This window comes from Acinetobacter sp. ANC 4216, from assembly GCF_004331195.1.
GTDB lineage: Bacteria > Pseudomonadota > Gammaproteobacteria > Pseudomonadales > Moraxellaceae > Acinetobacter > Acinetobacter kookii.
The window spans coordinates 1-16,527 of sequence record NZ_SJOC01000025.1; the positions used below are offsets into that span (position 1 = coordinate 1).

Consider the following 16,527-nt stretch of genomic DNA (forward strand, 5'->3'; position numbering starts at 1 on the left):
AAATAGAAGTTTTATATTTATTAATTAGTTGCAGTTCGGAATTAAGCTGGAGGTCATTTTTTATCGTCAATACTTCCGTAGAGACTTTATTAAAAATCTTGAAATTAAACATACAGGCGCTCTTTATCAATATTGTAGCGGCCCGACTACAACAAACACCTGCCTTAGCTTAGCTAGACACCCTTGGGCGCAAGGATTACAAATTCAGCAGGATTCTGCAAGCTTCACCCAATTGAAAGCATTATTATTCATCTAAATATCTAGCCATTTAACATAATGGCGATTATACGAATCTAAAAATGGGAGCCTTTAGCTCCCATTTTTATTGTTAAACATTGAATCCTATATGTTTTCCTGTTGGAAGCTCTACATCAATACGGAGCTTCCCGCCCATTGCCTCAACATACTTTTTCATGGTTGAAATCTTAAGATCATTGCCACGATTTTCTATTGCTGAAAGCGATGGCTGTTTTATTCCCAAAGTTTCAGCAAGCTCTTTTTGAGAAATTTCGAGTTCTTCACGAATAAGATGAAGCTGATTTTCTAGCAGTAATTCATCTGCCATTTTTTGAATACGGGCTTGGCTCTCTGGAGAGCGATTAGCTAATAATTCTTGCAAAGTTTTAGCCATTAGATTGTTCTCCTAATGTTGAGAGATGAAGTTCATATTGTTGGTCTGCAATTGCCAGCATCTCTCTATAGAATCGTTTTTTACCGCCTTTATCAGCAATACATAGCACAATGGCCTGACGTAATGGATCAAATGCGAAGAAAGCTCTCAGTGGTTTACCTCGATGTTGAACACGAAGCTCTTTCATGTTGGTAAATTTAGAGTCATAGACGGTATCTACTAAAGGGCGGCCTAAACTTGGTCCTTGCTGCTGTAGAACAACCAGGGCAGCCAGAACCTTCTCTTGTGTTGATTCGTCTTGCTGTTCAAGCCACTGATTAAATAGATCTGTCGTAATGACTGTCCACATACCACAACCAAAATATAGATTATAGTCTATATTTTAGGAGCATTATGCTTGTTTTGCAAATGAGAAATGATAGGCAATAAAAAACCCTGGTATCTTGCCGGGGTTTTTCGTATGGGTTCGCTCGGTATAACTCCTGTCGTACCTTACTATCCTTGTGCGTATCGTTGTTCTTATTATTGTGTAGAACTTCCTGTTCCTGATGAATCCATCATAGAAAAATTTCAGGCGCCTGGACAGCCGCAAAGGGCCGGAATTGTTGTGAGCATATGCGTACAAGACCGGCTAAAAACTGTCCCAGGTTTATCCGCAGAAATTGGGGATAATTTCATATCCTGGAAGCTTGATAACGGGGAAAAAATGCCAAAATTGAGCGTTTTTTAGACGATTCTATTGGCTAAACATTACAAATTTGCTTAAAAAACACACGAGTTGTTAAATCGTGCGTTTTTTAATCTTTTTGATTTCGGTTTTATTGGTTTAAGTATTTGATAAGTAAAAATATTTAAAATTGCATTTCGTATAATCGCCATTATGTTAAATAGAGGGGTTTGTGCTTTCTGTAATTATTTTATCCTTAAATTTTAAATAAATTTGAGTATTGTCCAAGGCCTCGTAGAGATCTTCATATAGAAGATTACCTTCTATTAGCTCTACAAAATCATGATTAATAAAGCAATCATATTCAATATAATCTTTGTCCATAAAATAACGAAAACTATAGACTTTTAAGCAAGTAATTTTTTTATCTATATTTTCAAAAATATCTTTATATTTCATATTTTTAATCAAAAACAAATTATGAGAAAATTCATTGATTTTAGAAATATTTTTATAATCAGATAAATAGTTTCTTTTGATATTCTGATGAAATTCTAAAAATTGATTATCCGCATGAAACTCAATATATATTAAAGTCTCACCTATTTGATATTCATTAAGAATATTCCCATTTTCTAAATTATATTGAGTTAATGGTGCTGAAAAATCTATATACATATTTTTAAATTCTTCTAAAATTAACATAATACACGTTATACGAATGCAAAAATGGGAGCTATAAGCTCCCATTTTTAGTCTTTAATGCGCTTTTTAGCTTCGTCATAAACTATGCTATCAGCTCGTTTCCCGACTGTGATGAGCAAGATAACTACCTGATCATCTTTAACTTGATAGACAAGTCTGACACCAGCTTTTAATAATTTAATTTTATAGCAACCTGCAAGATCGCCTCTAAGCATATTCTTTGGAATATGTGGCTGCTCTATGACTTTGGCTAGTTTCTTCTTAAATTGATCTCGTATAGCAACAGGGAGTCTTTCCCATTCTGCTGTAAAGTCCTTGTGACGTAAAAGCTTATAAGTCATCTAATGTGACTTCCTCAAACATCTCTTTAGGGTCATTAATGCGCTTACGGACAAGAGCTAATAATTCTTCGTCTTCTTCTGAAAGCAAAGCTTTTTTGACAGGTAGTTTCCCAGTCGTAGCAACATACTCAAGAATACTAGTAAAGAAATCTGTAGGTGCAATACCTTGTTCTTTAAGGATTGAATAGGATTTTTCTTTAAGGGCTTCATCGACCCTGAAGTTAACAGTAGCCATCATATCTCCCAGTTATTTAATGTACTAGGAGTAGTGTAATGCAAATTGCATTACAAGTCGACTTCGTATAACAGCCATTATGTTAAATCGATAGTGATTTTTAACTTAAAGTGGCTACAAAATTGGTAGCTATTTAGTCAATAATTCTTAATGTTTTATTTAGTCATATGCTTTATATTGTTATTTTATATTGTTTTTAGTCTTTTTTATGAATAACCAAGGTTTTACTCTAATAGAATTGATGATTGTTATTGTGATATTGGCAATTATTGCTAGCATTGCTATTCCTAGTTATTCAAATTATGTGAAGAAAGCACATATTAAAGCGGCCCAATCTGATCTAGTTGCTTTGAGTCTGGTTTTAGAAAATACATATCAAAGAACACTTAGTTATCCAGTACAAACTACATCAAATACAGCAACTACCAAAACTGCATTTAGTTCATGGAATCCAAGTGAAACGATTTTTTCTTACAAGGTAAATTCTACAGCAGGGGCATATACGATTACAGCTACTAAAGATAATTGTACTTTGACAATGAGCAATACTTCATCTTCTCCAACATCGTGTGATACATATTGAGTTTAGAGGTATCTATGAACCGTGCTTCTGGATTTTCACTGATTGAGATGATGGTTGTGGTTGCTATTCTTGGTATATTGGCAGTTGCTGGTACAGCACTTACGGTTAACTGGGTTAAACAAGCAGAAATAACCAAAACTGTTGCTTCTTTAGCAAATGCTATTAGTCTAGCAAAATCTACTTCTATTCGAAATGAGCGTGGTTTTACAGATAATTCTGCTGCATCTCAAATATGTTTAAATAGTAATAATACTCTATCTGTATATAAGCCAACATCTAGTGCCTCTGCAAGTTGTACTTCAACTTCTATTTATAGTTTTCAAATCCCTGCAAATGTTCAAATAAAAGATGTATCTAGTACGACTTTAAATTGTATTGCATTTGGGCATTTAGGTGACCAACAAAATACTTCACCTTGTACTACAGATAAAGTTTTAACTATTAAAAATGGTAGCCTCAGTGAAACATATACATTTAATTAATAACTATAATTATCAAAAAGGCTCAACTTTGCTTGAGGCACTTGTTGCATTAGTTTTAACCAGCATTATTGCTTTAGGCGGTGCGCTTAGTATTGGTAAAATTATGCAGGCTCATCGACAAAGTAATATCCAGCAAATAGCAGTTAATCAATTAAGGGTGTTATTACAGTCTGGTAGTAGTTTATGTGGTATTACACCTGCTCCTAATATTACTATAAATAATCAAAGTCTAAATGTGACAGTAACCTGTACAAATCAAGCTACGACTGTGAAAGGGGCAAATGTCACTATAACAAAAACTGTCTTAAGTGTAACCGATAGTTCTTTGGGTGGTGAAGTGAAGGTGGGGGAGTAACTGTTATGAGATATACTCAAAAGGGATTGACTATCATTAGTTTAATGGTTGGTTTAGTTATTTCAATGCTATGTTTAATTGCCTTATTAACATTATTCAAAGCTATTGTAACAACAAGTGTTGACTCCCAACAAAATGCTCAACAAGACACACAGTTATTCAATGGTTTAACGCTTGCTCAAATGTTGGCACAAAATGCAGGTTTTGGCTTTTCTTCAGGAACAAATGTATTAATCACTTCAAGTACCTTAGCTTTGGATAATAGCATTAGTGTAGCAAGTCAAAAGGCTGTCTTATGGCGTTATTATACAACGATCAATACCCCTAATACACTAACATGTCAGGGTATAGCCAGTGTCTTAAATAATAACCAAACAAAGCTGATTTTACTCAAAGCAAACTCATGTGCTCAAACAAGTAATTTAGATAGCTTAACTTGGACAGTTGATCGAGTTTTAGCTATCTTACCAAGCGCTTCAACAATTAGCTTCAATTTAGCCACGCAAACATGTGCTCCATATGGCATAGGTACAGCAGCCTCTCATTCTAAATTAACAATTACAGCAAATACATTCAGTTTTCCAGTTTGCTTGTCAAACATTACATCTTGATAGGGTACTGTGATGATAAATAAATTTCAGCCAAGTTTAAGTTCGCAGAAAGGCATAGCCACGATATTAACTGTGATGTTAGTAGGTATTGTTTTATCTGTTACTATTTTGGGAACAGCTTATTATATTAGAGCGAAACAGCATGCAGAGGTGGCTAACCATGCAGTTACCAATGCTCAATCTGGAGCTTGGATAGGTGTTGAACTTTTACGAAAATATTTTGAAAGTTTAAATAAAACTCAGATTGACAGCTTACAAACAGGAAGTGCAGCGATCGGACTTTCTGGTATAACTGCCTCGATTGATACAATTACTGCTCCAACAAATAGTACAGATCCTTATCAAATCATTGCAACGATTAAAAACATAAGTTCTACATCGCTAGCCGCATCTAGTATCCGTGTTTTATATAATGTTGTCCCTTCTACATCGTCATCAGGTGGAAGTGGAAGTGGAAGTGGAACGGGAACTACTTCGGCTATGGATATTTATAGTGACTTGGACTTATCGGGAGGGGTTACATTTAGCCAAAATGGTACGGGAAAAGTTGGAATTAATGTTTATGGTGATTTTTCAACAGGTGGTATTGGTTTAAAAGGAATTGATACTTTAACTACTACAGGTAATGTGAATTTAGATAGTCAGGCGCAAATTAACAATATCTATTCAAATGGAAATGTGACCTTAAAAGGCGGTTCATCGGCTCAATTGATTTCAGCAAAAGGATGGATAGATATTAAAAGTGGTGGTACACAAGGTGATTTATATGCAGATAAATATATCACAATTAGTAATGGGAGTCTGAATAGTGCAACGACATTAAGTTATATAGATGTTTCTGGTGGTGGTACTTCAGCAAAAACATTGACAGCCGGTAGTTATGTAAATGTTAGTGGTGGAGGTAGTACAGTAGATAAGATCCAATCAAAAGGAAATGTCAATTTAACTACATGGGGGAAAATTTCTAATGTAATCAGTGAGCAAAAACTTACATGTGTATCAACAGATTGGTTTAACTTTAGCTTATTAAAAGCTGCTTCATTTGTATCCTGCCCAACTGGTTCGAATGTTCAGGCTGGTTCGAACTCAGTCATTGCGACAGGTGCTTTATTAACTGTGACAGCACCAAATAAGCCTCTTGTAAATGCATTAAGTTATGAGTCACAAGCCAATTATATTGTTGATGTTGACAGTAACAAAAATATAGTTGTTACTGTACAGAATGTCGATGGAATTCCAAAAGGCACTTATTACATTGCAAAATATACGTTAAATTATAATGATTATATTGGTCAACTTTGTTCTAAAATAAACCAACAGGGATTTTGTACAGGTACTTCTGTAGGTTATATTTATCCACCAAATACAGGTTCATGGAACAGTGTGATTTCTTATAGTGGCGGATCATGGTCGTTAAAGGACAATAGTGGTCAAAATCCGTCTTTGGCACCAGGTGTGTTTTTATTTAAGGGTGATCTGAAACCACAACAGGGTAAATATGCTAATACCCTTTTATCTACAGGAAGTATTGACTACGGTACATCTATTACTTTGGAGGCCCCGAACTATGCAGGAGCGAATAAGGTTTGTAATAGCACAAGTTTTGGTCGACCAACAAATCTATGCAGTTCAAGTACAGCATTAATTCCTGCAGCCATTGGTAATATTGCTTTATTAGCAGGCTCTTGTACCAATGCTACAACAGTGACTTTATGTCAATCTACTTATTCAGGTGGTGACATCTCTCTTGGGGCACAGTCTACAGTATATGGTAATGTGATTGCAGGTAACCTTTTAAATACGTCTGGTCAAAGTTTAATCGTTGGTTCTTTATCCGCAGCAGGTCTTGGTGATACAAAAAAAGGATCTAAATTTACAGGTTCAACAACGATTGATTTATCTAGCTTAAAAGATCATCCTGACTTTTCAACAGGTGGAAATGGTTCAAATTCAGGTTCTACATCAACTGGTTCTGGTACAACGACTGCTACAGTTAAATGGGCACGATATTTATAAGGGTTCCATTTTTGCCAGCTAAAACTATTTAGCTGGCATTTTTGAATTGATAGATCTCTTTATAAATCATTCCTTACTCAATTCCATATTGTAGATTCAAGCAATTAAATTAAACTTCACTTCCTAATATTCCTCAAAACTTATCAAAAATTTCCCTAAAATTAACATAATACACGTTATACGAAGTCAAAAATGGGAGCTATAAGCCACTACTGTCCCATAGTTTGCTTTAAATAAAAAAACCTGAGTCTAAATAGTTAAAATATGAGTGCAAACAAACACTTTAACTATAAAGGACTCAGGTTTTGTCACATCAGAATACCGTATTTCATCAATTACTCAAACCCATTTTAAGACAAGATTTTGAACGTCTGGCTAAACTGCACCACTCTGGGCAAAAATTAAGATCAGCCACCCGCTGGGATCAGTTTGTTGCCATATTAATGTCCCAACTTTCTTGTCGGCAAAGCTTAAGAGACATTCAATCCAATCTCGAATCCCAGCAGGAAAAGCTCTATCATCTTGGCGCCAAAAGAATTGCGCGAAGCACCTTAGCAAGACTCAACGAAGAACAGCCCGCCAGCCTGTATCAGCAATTGTTCACACAGCTGCTTCAGCGCTGTGAAAACTCTAAAACTGCACATAAATTTAGATTCAAGAATCCGCTGTATTCACTAGATGCCAGTCATATTGATCTTTCACTGTCATTGTGCGAATGGGCAAAAGTGCATGAATCCAAAGCCAGTATTAAACTCAGTGTTGGCTTAAATCACAGCAATACCATTCCTGAATTTGTAGCGCTTGGGGATGGTATTGAAAATGATATGGTGCAAGGCAGAGCATTTAAATTTCCTGCTGGCAGCATTATCGTCTTTGATAAAGGATATGTTGATTATCAATGGTTTGCTCAGTTGACACATCAGAAAGTCAGCTTCGTAACTCGGCTACGCCCAAAGACAGTTTATCAAGTTAAATCAAGCCGCAACGTATTAGCGACTAAAGGCATTATTGCGGATGAATGTATTGAATTGAGCAGTGCGCATGCCAAGAAAAGAGGCGCACCTAAATTATTAAGACGTATAGAGTTTTATGATACAGATAAGAAAAGAACATTCGAATTTCTGAGCAACAACTTTCATCTGGCAGCATCCACCATTGCTGCAATTTATAAAGACCGCTGGAAGATTGAGTTATTCTTTAAAGCCATCAAGCAGAATTTAAAACTGAAGTCATTTCTCGGTCGAAGCCGCAATGCGATACAAACGCAAATATGGATTGCATTAATCGCCTATTTGCTGGTGAACTTCGCTAAACACATGGCACAAGAAGAATGGAGTGTTCAGCGTTTATTGCGAATTATTCAGGTCAATTTATTTGAAAGGAAACTTTTAAGGTCACTCTTTGTGCCTGATAAAAAATGGCGAAAACAAGAAGAACCTCAATTGAGGTTCTTCTTGTGATATTTGTGGGACAGCAGTGGCTATAAGCTTCCTTTTTTGACTGATTTTTTATTAAATTTCTAAGCGCAAACTTAGTGCTTTAACTACTTTAATAACAGTATCAAAGCTGGGGTCTTATTCAAAAACTTTGGTGATAGATATTGAGTTCACAATAAAAATGTACCTTATAGAATACAAAAAAGATAGTTGCTTAAAATTTAGATATTTTTAATTAGAAATGACATCATATCTAATACTGACTATATTCTAAGTGTTTGTAAGATATGATTTTAAAATCTCACGTGGGAAGAAATGTCAAAATCCATCAAAAATATTACTTAACTTACGTAAGTTAAGTAATATTTTTGATGGATTTATTGATCCAATGACCTATTTTTTACTTAAAATAGGAAAATTAGCCTATTTTTTACTATATATATGAGTTTTTAATGCCTAATTTACAGATTTATTAATATTTAAGGTAAATCAGATGGTATGGTTATAAGTATTTGTAATTAATATATTTTTTAAATAATGTGTGGTAGGAAATGTCAAAATACAAGAAAAATTTATTAAGTTATTAAACTTACGTAAGTTAAATAACTTACGTAAGTTTAATAAATTTTATCTAATTTAATTCTTTTAAGATAAGATTTTTTAGCTCATCCTTTGGAAGCTGTTGTAAATGATGAATTGCAGCTTTCACAATAATAGATCTATTGACACGGGCTACTTTACAATCAACGAGAAGATCATCAATTTCTTGATCGACATCTTTTGTTAAAGAAAATGTCAATCTAAGATATTTTTGTTGAGACTTTTCTAATGTTTTAACCCGCTTAGATGCACCGCTTATGAAGTTATCTATGTCTTGCTGTTTAGTATCTTGATCAGCTTTTTTGAGACCCTTTAAAGCCATCATAGTTCTCCTAAAAACTCTATAACTATTCTCTCAATTTCAGCTTTTGCTTTAGGATCAGAATCCACTTCAAAAACTGATAATCCATTTTCATCTGCATCATCATATACATTACGATTTGTCGTGAATTGATTGAGAGCTGTTAGCCCAAAAGATTCACAAGCATCTTTAGCGTCTAAAATACGTTGAGCTTGACTAGGAAGCGTGGGGCATTGAGTAATAACTGCTTTAGTGACTAATTCTGGGTTAACAGCTTTTGCTAATTTAATGAGCTGCTCTACGTGTACCAGAGTCTTTAAATCTCTACGTTTAGGGCGAAATGGTAAAAGCATATGACTGGCGATTGTCATTGCCGAACGGAGAGCCTCTGAGTCTTGGCCACCAGCATCGATAATAATGTCTTGATAACGTCTAGAGAGATCATCAAGGACTTGGCGAATATTTCCTGAAGCTTGAACTGATGGAATATTTCTTAAATCAGAGTTTTCATCTCTTTCTTTAATCCAGTCGGTAGTTGTACCTTGTGGATCTGCGTCTAGAAGTAATATATCCCTTTCTTTTTGTTGAAGGTAAACGGCTAGGTTTTGTGCCAAACAACTTTTACCTGAACCACCTTTTTCGCCACCGACTAAAATAATCATTTTATTATGTAACTTACGTAACTTATTTAATGATTAATCTTAATCAACCTTACGCTACTTAGCAAGTTGGGTGGTGCCCTTAGTGAGAGTTCAGTTATTTAATTTACCCATTCTATTTATTATTTGTTTGACGCACATAATATAAAATTCAGCATATATTCTATGTCAAAACTGACCTATATATTAGAGTTACACCATATACCGCAGATATAGAATACTTAATTTAAATATTTAATATTTAATATTTTTTATAGTTAAAAAAATAAAGAAACCCTGCTTGACAGAAGTCAAGCAGGGCTCTATATTCAGCGGTACGCAGTTATTTGATGCTACCAACATCGAATAACGAAGATCATAAGGTTTGGCGACCGTTATGATTTCACACAAGGCTTGTACCTGAACTCTATTTTCACTGTTATGTGCAGTAATATCAAGCCCCAAATGATAAGTCTTCGTTAGTTAAGTGTTTTTTTTCATCAAATAAGTATCCGAAATCGAGCTTTGCCTGCTTCTGCGTGTCCGTTTTGTACGGTTGGTATGTGGTGTGGGTGGAAGGATTAAGCGACGCTAGCGCACCACAGCGATTGTTTTATATGGATAAAGCAAGAGTTGCTACTAGGGGAAATCGACAAAGCAACAACGTGATGAGTAGCTGAATACTTGGCTTAAATCGTAAATTGGGGAAACCCTTGCGGAGATAGTTAGGTTCAGTTGGTTTGAGAACGTGTCGATGCGGTGTGTGAATCGTAATCTCAGCCTATAAGGGAAAGCACAATTACCCTTTGCAGATACGACCGATGCGTGGCTCCGTCAGCCCAAAAGGTGTACAGGCAATACTCTAAGAGCAAGCAAATTTTTTGCAAGCTCTTAGGGTGAGTATTGCCGAAACTCTCTCAACGTTCACCATCAGCCCAAGCAAAGCGAGGGGTGTGGTGAACGTTGAGAGAGTGAGAGCATTTAGTAGATTAGGAGCATTCTTTTAAGTGATTTTAAATATAACGTTTAAACGCAAAAAAATAGGGTTTTTAGCTCCGTTACAGATTTTTATGATGTTCATTAGCTTTTTGTGAAAAAGTGGCTTAAAACACAAATGAGCGCAAAATAGGAAAGCCCTGTCCAATAAACTTGGAACAGGGCTTATGTTGGAGTTTCACGTAACCGCCTAACGCCAATAGAACGTATTGGTACGTTTTCACAGTTATCAACTTGCGACATTTTCTTTGCCAGGCAAAGGAAGCGAATCTCAAACCGTTCAGACAGCTTATGCCCGACTGTCATCTCCACTAAGTTTGATACAAACTTCGGTTGTGTTTTAGTTCCACAACTACGACTTCCTAATACCACTTTTCCACTAGTTACAAAGCAGGATGTTTTCCATCACCGCTAAGTACAGGTTCGCTAGTATTTAAACCTTTATTTTCGATCGTCACCGCTTAGTCACATTTGGACCGCTAGATGAAAATTCCAGAAATAAATACGTCACCGCTAAAACACTATTCCGCTAGTAAAACAACCTTACTGCCTAATAACGTCACCGCTAAAAAAAATAGCTAGTAGCGATTAATTCAACTTTAAAGTTTGGATTAATAACTAAGATATTTGGTTGGCGTGAACCAACAACGGAGCCACCGTTCATGCTTCTTACTGAATAATCATCAAATATCACAACGACCAACAGCCACGTTAATAATTGCAATAATAATTTTGATTTTCTTCCACGCCAAAAAAGTTTGTACCATTTCATAGATACCGAGGCTGCCACACCTCACTTTAAAAAACCCTTGTCAGTGGTTTTAAATATTTCCCGCATTGTCTTTCGCTTCATCACCGCTTACGTTTTTATTCGCTCGAAGTGACTGGATCTGTATCATTGTCTGATACAGAATCTACTCAACAATTCTCCCTCTCTCATGAATCAAAACTTATTCCCCACTCAAGGCAGGTTTTCGCTTCAAAAGTCTATATCAAGGAGCCACCTTGTATAATCATCGACTTGAGAGATTCCCATATTAGTCATAATGGTCTTTGTTCATTAATAAAGGTAAACCAGTATTAATAAACGATCAGTACGCCTATCCACTCCGGAAAATAACAGCCTTCCAGTTTTTTACGGTAAGAGTTCCAAAAACCCGTATTATTCACCGTTATTCGACTTCATCGTGGGTAAAGCACTTGATCTACGCAAAGCAACATACTTAATAATGCATACACCAATAATAAAAAAGACCACAATGAACTTAATCAATGCAGTCTTAATATCTTGATGACATTACCTTTTACGTGTCACCGTTACAGGCTTGAGCTATCCAGCGATCTCACCAACTAACCTGAAATGTCATCTCGACAGGTCATTCAAGTCAATCCTTGAGTACCGAAGTTTCCAGATTTCTCCTCAACTCCCTAATACCTCGCGATATTCTCAGCAGCCCACCTGTGCGCCATACATCATGCCCTTCGTAAAAATTGAAGCATGAAATAGGTGTTGTTAACGCAACTCTCAATCCTTGAAGTTACTCACACTCTCCATTAGACAGGGTTTGATCTAGTCGCCTAGATTCCCGTTTCTATGTCGCCCAACTATTACATAGATTACATATTTACGACGGGTGAGCTTAAAAGCAGCCCTGCGTTTATATGCAGTCAGGATTGGGTCAATAAGCGGAATTTCACCACCTAGTGCCCGTCATAGCCGCGCCAGCTACCTTTCGGACGCACGCAGCTTTGCGAGTTTTAGTATACGTTGGCTGACGTATACACATAAAACCGCAACGACAAGGGTCTAGAAAAATTCGGGAAAGATACTAATGACATTCACCCGAAAAATTCATATTTGGCAGGCACAGAATAAGCCACAAAAAACCTAAAAACAACTGTTTGCTCGGGTCCACAGGAACTCTTATTTACAGAAAACCCATCTTCGCTTTAAAAAAAACCATTTTTAGTGAAAAATGGTTTTGTTCATCTTTAAAATCAAAGATACACTTTTATGCTTTCCGCAAAAAACACACGTTTTGGTTGATTTATGATCTACTACACAACAACAAAAAATGACTGCCTGCTCAGTCTCATGCAGTGCGTTTCTAATGGAAAAGCAAAGTTCTGGTTTTCTGATGTTGTGCCTTTTTCCAAGTTTCAAAACCTGATTCCGAAGCTGATTCTGGAATATGGTCTTGATCTTGGTGAGCACGAGCGTAAGAAAAAATCAGACTACGGGGAGCCTGTGTGGAGTCTTGTGATCAATTATGATCCGGCAAAAAGTGAGGTGTTCCAGTTCTGGTTATTCAGCACCGGTTATCGTGAAGCACGAAGAAGTAAGCTGACGCTACAAGAAATACTGGCTCAGAATTCGAGTATGCTACGCAAGCAAAAACTGAATAGTATCTTGACGACTAAAAAAGAAAAACTACTACGCTTCGGTCCTTATGTACTTGGACAGTACATCGATTTTATGGATCTTAAACCGCAGTTTTCTCGGGTCTATTATCATCCGGAATGTTTTGGCGTGATTTTTAATGTGCACGCGAAGCAGATGAAAACCATTGATAGCAACCGGAAGCACGTTTACCGGCTGTTTAAGCCTTTTGATGCCTTTGAAGAAAGGCGTTTTGCAAGTATTCAACGTATTTTTGGCTTTGCTTTTTTAGAGAATGAACATACGCATTGGAATCAGGCATCAGTGAGTGAATTCTTATTGCGGAGATTTGGGATTCAGTTTAATGATGAGGTGAGCTATAACGAGCGGTTGAAAGCGCTGGCCGCTGCGTTACGTGGCGTTCGTAAAAAACATCTGGAGTTTTTTCAGCGGTATTCTCAAAAAAAGATCAGATTCACCTGGTATTTGTCAGAGGAGTTTATGCAATCAGCTACCTGGGAGTTGAATAAAAAACTTGATTTAATTTCTACTGAAAAAGCTGACCGTTTGAAAGAAGCCACCTTCAGGTTCAGTTCCAAGGGAAACTTTCATGGAACACGTCATCAAATCGGCACTTTACAGGCCAGGATGAGATCAATCCTCAATGCTCGAGATCCGGCACAGAAGAAACTGAACCAGATGTATTTTCCCAAGAATCTTCACTATGTAAGATTTACAGCCAAAAAAAATTGCAATATGAAAGAGTTTGAAGTGGCGTGTAGAAATGCAGATCAGATCTATTTGAACAAACAGAACAAGCAAAAAACTAAAGACTAAAGGTGAACTATGCCGAAATATCCTGATGATGATGATTATCTCAGCTGCCAAGAAATTGACGATTTGAGGAGTGAGGCCAAACACGCAGCAAAATATATGAAAGCTTTTTTCGATTTTAAGATTGAAGCCCGTTACTCATTTAGCGTGAAATGGTCCGCCGAAGATGGAGAATTTGTTGGCCTTTGTGCCGAATTTCCTTCGCTGTCCTGGTTAGATCCAGCCCCTGATAAAGCACGCTCAGGCATTGAGAGACTTGTTTTTGATGTATTACAAGACATGAGTTCCACTGGAGAAGCCATACCTTAATATTTTTGGAAAAATGCCTGATTCTGCTGGATGTATTCATTTAGATTATTTGAATCTAAGCCGAATATTTGAAGTTTTTTATCGACATATTTGAAAAAGAAGCAGTAAAAAATGTGCATTATCCCAAGTGCCAACGCTTCCATTTTGATCGCCGGTAATAGGGCATTTGGGTCTGTAAAGAGAATTTCTAATGTGAAATGATTAAAAAAATAGATGAAAAAAGTGACTAGAGTCAACAGAGTCAAAAGTGCATAAGCTTTAGCACAAGTATTGCAGTGCCTATTCATTTTTTCTAATTTCTGAAAAATTATATGATTCATTTGGTTCTCTGGCAGCTAAATTTTTGAATGACGAACTCTCTACAGATTTTAAATATCCAGGATTAAAAATGGGTAGAAATTTTGTGTCGGATGATTGCTGGCTTCATAAAAAATTATCAAAATTATAGATAGTTAAATTGTTAGTAAAGTACTGAAATTAAATAAGATGGTTAATTCCAACACACATCATAGCTACCTGATTAAGTCAAATTAGGTAGCTATGATGTGTGATGTTAAGCTTTAAATTTTTTATAAAATATAAGTATTTGATTTTAAATATTATTGTATTTAGATGGTAAAAATAAAACTCAAACATTAACATTTATAAATTATTGAAATTAAAAATAAAATTCAGATAACACATAATACCTACCTTGATTTGAAAAGAAGCTATTGTGTGTGTCGATCAGAGCATTATATGTAGAAAGGTTTCTAGTTCTTTATCCTGTCTACCCGACTTGTAATATGATTCATATATCAGCTAATTGGGAGTACGGCACTATGTCAACAGTAGATCTAATTGATGAAGATGACAATGAAGCAGATATTGCTGCCAAAGCCGCAAATATACTTCGAGACCGCTTTATTGCCACAGCGCAAAGTGGAACAGTGCTGTATGTAGAAAATGATAATTTAATGAGTAAAACACCGAATGGTGTGCCAATCTTGGTTAAACACTTGGACGGCCGGAATCCTGATCTGGCTCAACGCTTTGCTAGTCGTGGAACTTTTAAAATTAATAGGAAATGAAGTAAGTTTGGACTCATATTCAATGTTATTCCCAAATAGAAATATGCTATAAATTTCAAATAAATTGCCTGCTCTTAAACTCATCTCATCATGTTTAAAACATAAACATTTTGCTAATGTTTTTTTATCTAAAAATAGAAATACTTTGCTAATGTTTTATCTTCTTATTATAAAAATATTTTTAAAATATTATTTTTATAATCAATTATTTATATTGTTTTTTTAAGATGCTATAAGATGGATTTTTTGTAATGTGAGGCCAATTATGCTTTCTGAAGAAAAAGTTTATGAATTGATAAAACTTGAATTACGACTCGCGAAAAGGAACAATTTTTGTAGAACACTTATTTTGCAGATCATTAAGTATTGTAATTTTTTTGATAAATTACGAATAACATCAGCTGATATTGCACGAAATTTAAAGTTGTCAAAATCAGCTTATTCACAGATTGCACTAGCGCGAACTATATATCTAGACTTAATAGAAAATGGTTTAGATATACAGCAGCTTTAAGAATATTGCACATGTGATGTAAAGATCCTGATAGGGGTGTTATCTTTAGTAAAGCCGGACATTTCTATTTGGGGCTCACAATCAAATTTCGTATAAGGTGTATTATGTTAATTTTAGAAATACTAAATTTAATATAGTACAGTCGATTTGCCAATTATTGATTCATAACGATATTTTTTAAAACTGTAAATCCTAATAATTTTTTAAATACTTCCCAATCCATGTCATTTTCAAATTTATTTTTTAAGGTTGATAAATTTAATTTCTGATAGATTTCATCTTCAGATTTAGTATTCAACAGCTCCTGTATAATTGAAAGTAACTCATGAGGTTCAATATGTTCTGGAAGGTCTTTAGCTAACTGTAATAATATTACTTCTAGTAGGGACAACTTACTAGATTGTATAAATAATTCACTAGTTTGGATTCTAGACATTTTAATCTTCCAATAGTTGACCGATCTCTAAAGATGAATAACCACGCTCTTTAAAGATTAAAACAATAGCCTGCCTATAATCTTCGGAAATAGAAGTTTTATATTTATTAATTAGTTGCAGTTCGGAATTAAGCTGGAGGTCATTTTTTATCGTCAATACTTCCGTAGAGACTTTATTAAAAATCTTGAAATTAAACATACAGGCGCTCTTTATCAATATTGTAGCGGCCCGACTACAACAAACACCTGCCTTAGCTTAGCTAGACACCCTTGGGCGCAAGGATTACAAATTCAGCAGGATTCTGCAAGCTTCACCCAATTGAAAGCATTATTATTCATCTAAATATCTAGCCATTTAACATAATGGCGATTATACGAAATGCAATT

Annotated in this window: 19 protein-coding genes; 9 read left to right on the forward strand and 10 right to left on the reverse strand. The window is 35.5% G+C overall.

Going from position 1 to position 16,527, the window contains the following annotated elements; genetic code table 11:
- Positions 1-328: 328 nt before the first annotated feature.
- The 5 genes from E0H88_RS14990 to E0H88_RS15010 form a co-directional block, all read right to left on the reverse strand.
- Positions 329-631, reverse strand: coding sequence for a helix-turn-helix domain-containing protein (locus tag E0H88_RS14990; RefSeq protein ID WP_092818272.1), 303 nt, complete (start codon positions 629-631; stop codon positions 329-331).
- Positions 624-980, reverse strand: coding sequence for a type II toxin-antitoxin system RelE/ParE family toxin (locus E0H88_RS14995; RefSeq protein WP_131274861.1), 357 nt, complete (start codon positions 978-980; stop codon positions 624-626). The genes E0H88_RS14990 and E0H88_RS14995 overlap by 8 nt, the downstream gene beginning before the upstream one ends.
- Before the next feature lie 534 nt (positions 981-1,514).
- Entirely contained in the window at positions 1,515-2,003 is a 489-nt protein-coding gene (locus E0H88_RS15000; protein WP_131274863.1) for a hypothetical protein, read from the reverse strand.
- Positions 2,004-2,050: 47 nt separating this feature from the next.
- Complete coding sequence (locus E0H88_RS15005) at positions 2,051-2,344, reverse strand: type II toxin-antitoxin system RelE family toxin (protein WP_038349496.1); 294 nt, start codon at positions 2,342-2,344, stop codon at positions 2,051-2,053.
- Positions 2,334-2,579, reverse strand: coding sequence for a type II toxin-antitoxin system RelB/DinJ family antitoxin (locus E0H88_RS15010; RefSeq protein WP_000246756.1), 246 nt, complete (start codon positions 2,577-2,579; stop codon positions 2,334-2,336). The genes E0H88_RS15005 and E0H88_RS15010 overlap by 11 nt, the downstream gene beginning before the upstream one ends.
- A gap of 208 nt (positions 2,580-2,787) precedes the next feature.
- Here E0H88_RS15010 and E0H88_RS15015 point away from each other — a divergent pair, with 208 nt between their 5' ends.
- The 6 genes from E0H88_RS15015 to E0H88_RS15040 all read left to right on the forward strand — a co-directional run bounded on the left by E0H88_RS15015 (position 2,788) and on the right by E0H88_RS15040 (position 8,086).
- Positions 2,788-3,162, forward strand: coding sequence for a type IV pilin protein (locus E0H88_RS15015; protein WP_068975488.1), 375 nt, complete (start codon positions 2,788-2,790; stop codon positions 3,160-3,162).
- Between the two features lie 14 nt (positions 3,163-3,176).
- A complete protein-coding gene (locus tag E0H88_RS16230; RefSeq protein ID WP_131274865.1) occupies positions 3,177-3,644 on the forward strand; it encodes a pilus assembly FimT family protein in 468 nt (155 codons plus the stop codon).
- On the forward strand, positions 3,622-3,999 hold the full coding sequence (locus tag E0H88_RS15025) for a prepilin-type N-terminal cleavage/methylation domain-containing protein (protein ID WP_131274867.1): 378 nt from the start codon (positions 3,622-3,624) through the stop codon (positions 3,997-3,999). Before E0H88_RS16230 ends, E0H88_RS15025 begins: the two co-directional genes overlap by 23 nt.
- Before the next feature lie 5 nt (positions 4,000-4,004).
- The gene (locus E0H88_RS15030; protein ID WP_131274869.1) at positions 4,005-4,610 is read left to right on the forward strand and encodes a PilW family protein; all 606 of its coding nucleotides are present in this window, start codon (positions 4,005-4,007) and stop codon (positions 4,608-4,610) included.
- Between the two features lie 12 nt (positions 4,611-4,622).
- The gene (locus tag E0H88_RS15035) at positions 4,623-6,626 is read left to right on the forward strand and encodes a hypothetical protein (RefSeq protein ID WP_131274871.1); all 2,004 of its coding nucleotides are present in this window, start codon (positions 4,623-4,625) and stop codon (positions 6,624-6,626) included.
- 305 nt (positions 6,627-6,931) lie between these two features.
- Positions 6,932-8,086, forward strand: coding sequence for an IS4 family transposase (locus E0H88_RS15040; protein WP_131274873.1), 1,155 nt, complete (start codon positions 6,932-6,934; stop codon positions 8,084-8,086).
- 607 nt (positions 8,087-8,693) lie between these two features.
- Here E0H88_RS15040 and E0H88_RS15045 read toward each other — a convergent pair.
- The 3 genes from E0H88_RS15045 to E0H88_RS15055 form a co-directional block, all read right to left on the reverse strand.
- Positions 8,694-8,984, reverse strand: coding sequence for a hypothetical protein (locus E0H88_RS15045; protein ID WP_131274875.1), 291 nt, complete (start codon positions 8,982-8,984; stop codon positions 8,694-8,696).
- Positions 8,984-9,625 carry an AAA family ATPase gene (locus E0H88_RS15050; RefSeq protein WP_131274877.1) on the reverse strand — a complete coding sequence of 214 codons (642 nt, stop codon included), beginning with the start codon at positions 9,623-9,625 and terminating at the stop codon, positions 8,984-8,986. Before E0H88_RS15050 ends, E0H88_RS15045 begins: the two co-directional genes overlap by 1 nt.
- 1,537 nt (positions 9,626-11,162) lie before the next feature.
- Positions 11,163-11,387 carry a hypothetical protein gene (locus tag E0H88_RS15055; RefSeq protein ID WP_131274879.1) on the reverse strand — a complete coding sequence of 75 codons (225 nt, stop codon included), beginning with the start codon at positions 11,385-11,387 and terminating at the stop codon, positions 11,163-11,165.
- Between the two features lie 1,305 nt (positions 11,388-12,692).
- Between E0H88_RS15055 and E0H88_RS15060 the strand changes: the two genes are divergently transcribed.
- The 3 genes from E0H88_RS15060 (at position 12,693) to E0H88_RS15075 (ending at position 15,190) form a co-directional block, all read left to right on the forward strand.
- On the forward strand, positions 12,693-13,814 hold the full coding sequence (locus E0H88_RS15060) for a hypothetical protein (protein ID WP_131274893.1): 1,122 nt from the start codon (positions 12,693-12,695) through the stop codon (positions 13,812-13,814).
- A gap of 96 nt (positions 13,815-13,910) precedes the next feature.
- Positions 13,911-14,120 carry an antitoxin HicB gene (locus tag E0H88_RS15065; RefSeq protein ID WP_213074933.1) on the forward strand — a complete coding sequence of 70 codons (210 nt, stop codon included), beginning with the start codon at positions 13,911-13,913 and terminating at the stop codon, positions 14,118-14,120.
- A gap of 821 nt (positions 14,121-14,941) precedes the next feature.
- Complete coding sequence (locus tag E0H88_RS15075; RefSeq protein ID WP_131274887.1) at positions 14,942-15,190, forward strand: hypothetical protein; 249 nt, start codon at positions 14,942-14,944, stop codon at positions 15,188-15,190.
- A gap of 668 nt (positions 15,191-15,858) precedes the next feature.
- Here E0H88_RS15075 and E0H88_RS15080 read toward each other — a convergent pair.
- Both E0H88_RS15080 and E0H88_RS15085 read right to left on the reverse strand, forming a co-directional pair.
- Positions 15,859-16,140, reverse strand: a complete 282-nt coding sequence (locus E0H88_RS15080; RefSeq protein ID WP_131274889.1) for a hypothetical protein — start codon at positions 16,138-16,140, stop codon at positions 15,859-15,861.
- A 1-nt stretch (position 16,141) separates the two neighbouring features.
- Positions 16,142-16,339: a hypothetical protein gene (locus E0H88_RS15085; RefSeq protein ID WP_131274891.1), complete on the reverse strand. Its 198-nt coding sequence runs from the start codon at positions 16,337-16,339 to the stop codon at positions 16,142-16,144.
- Positions 16,340-16,527 lie beyond the last annotated feature (188 nt).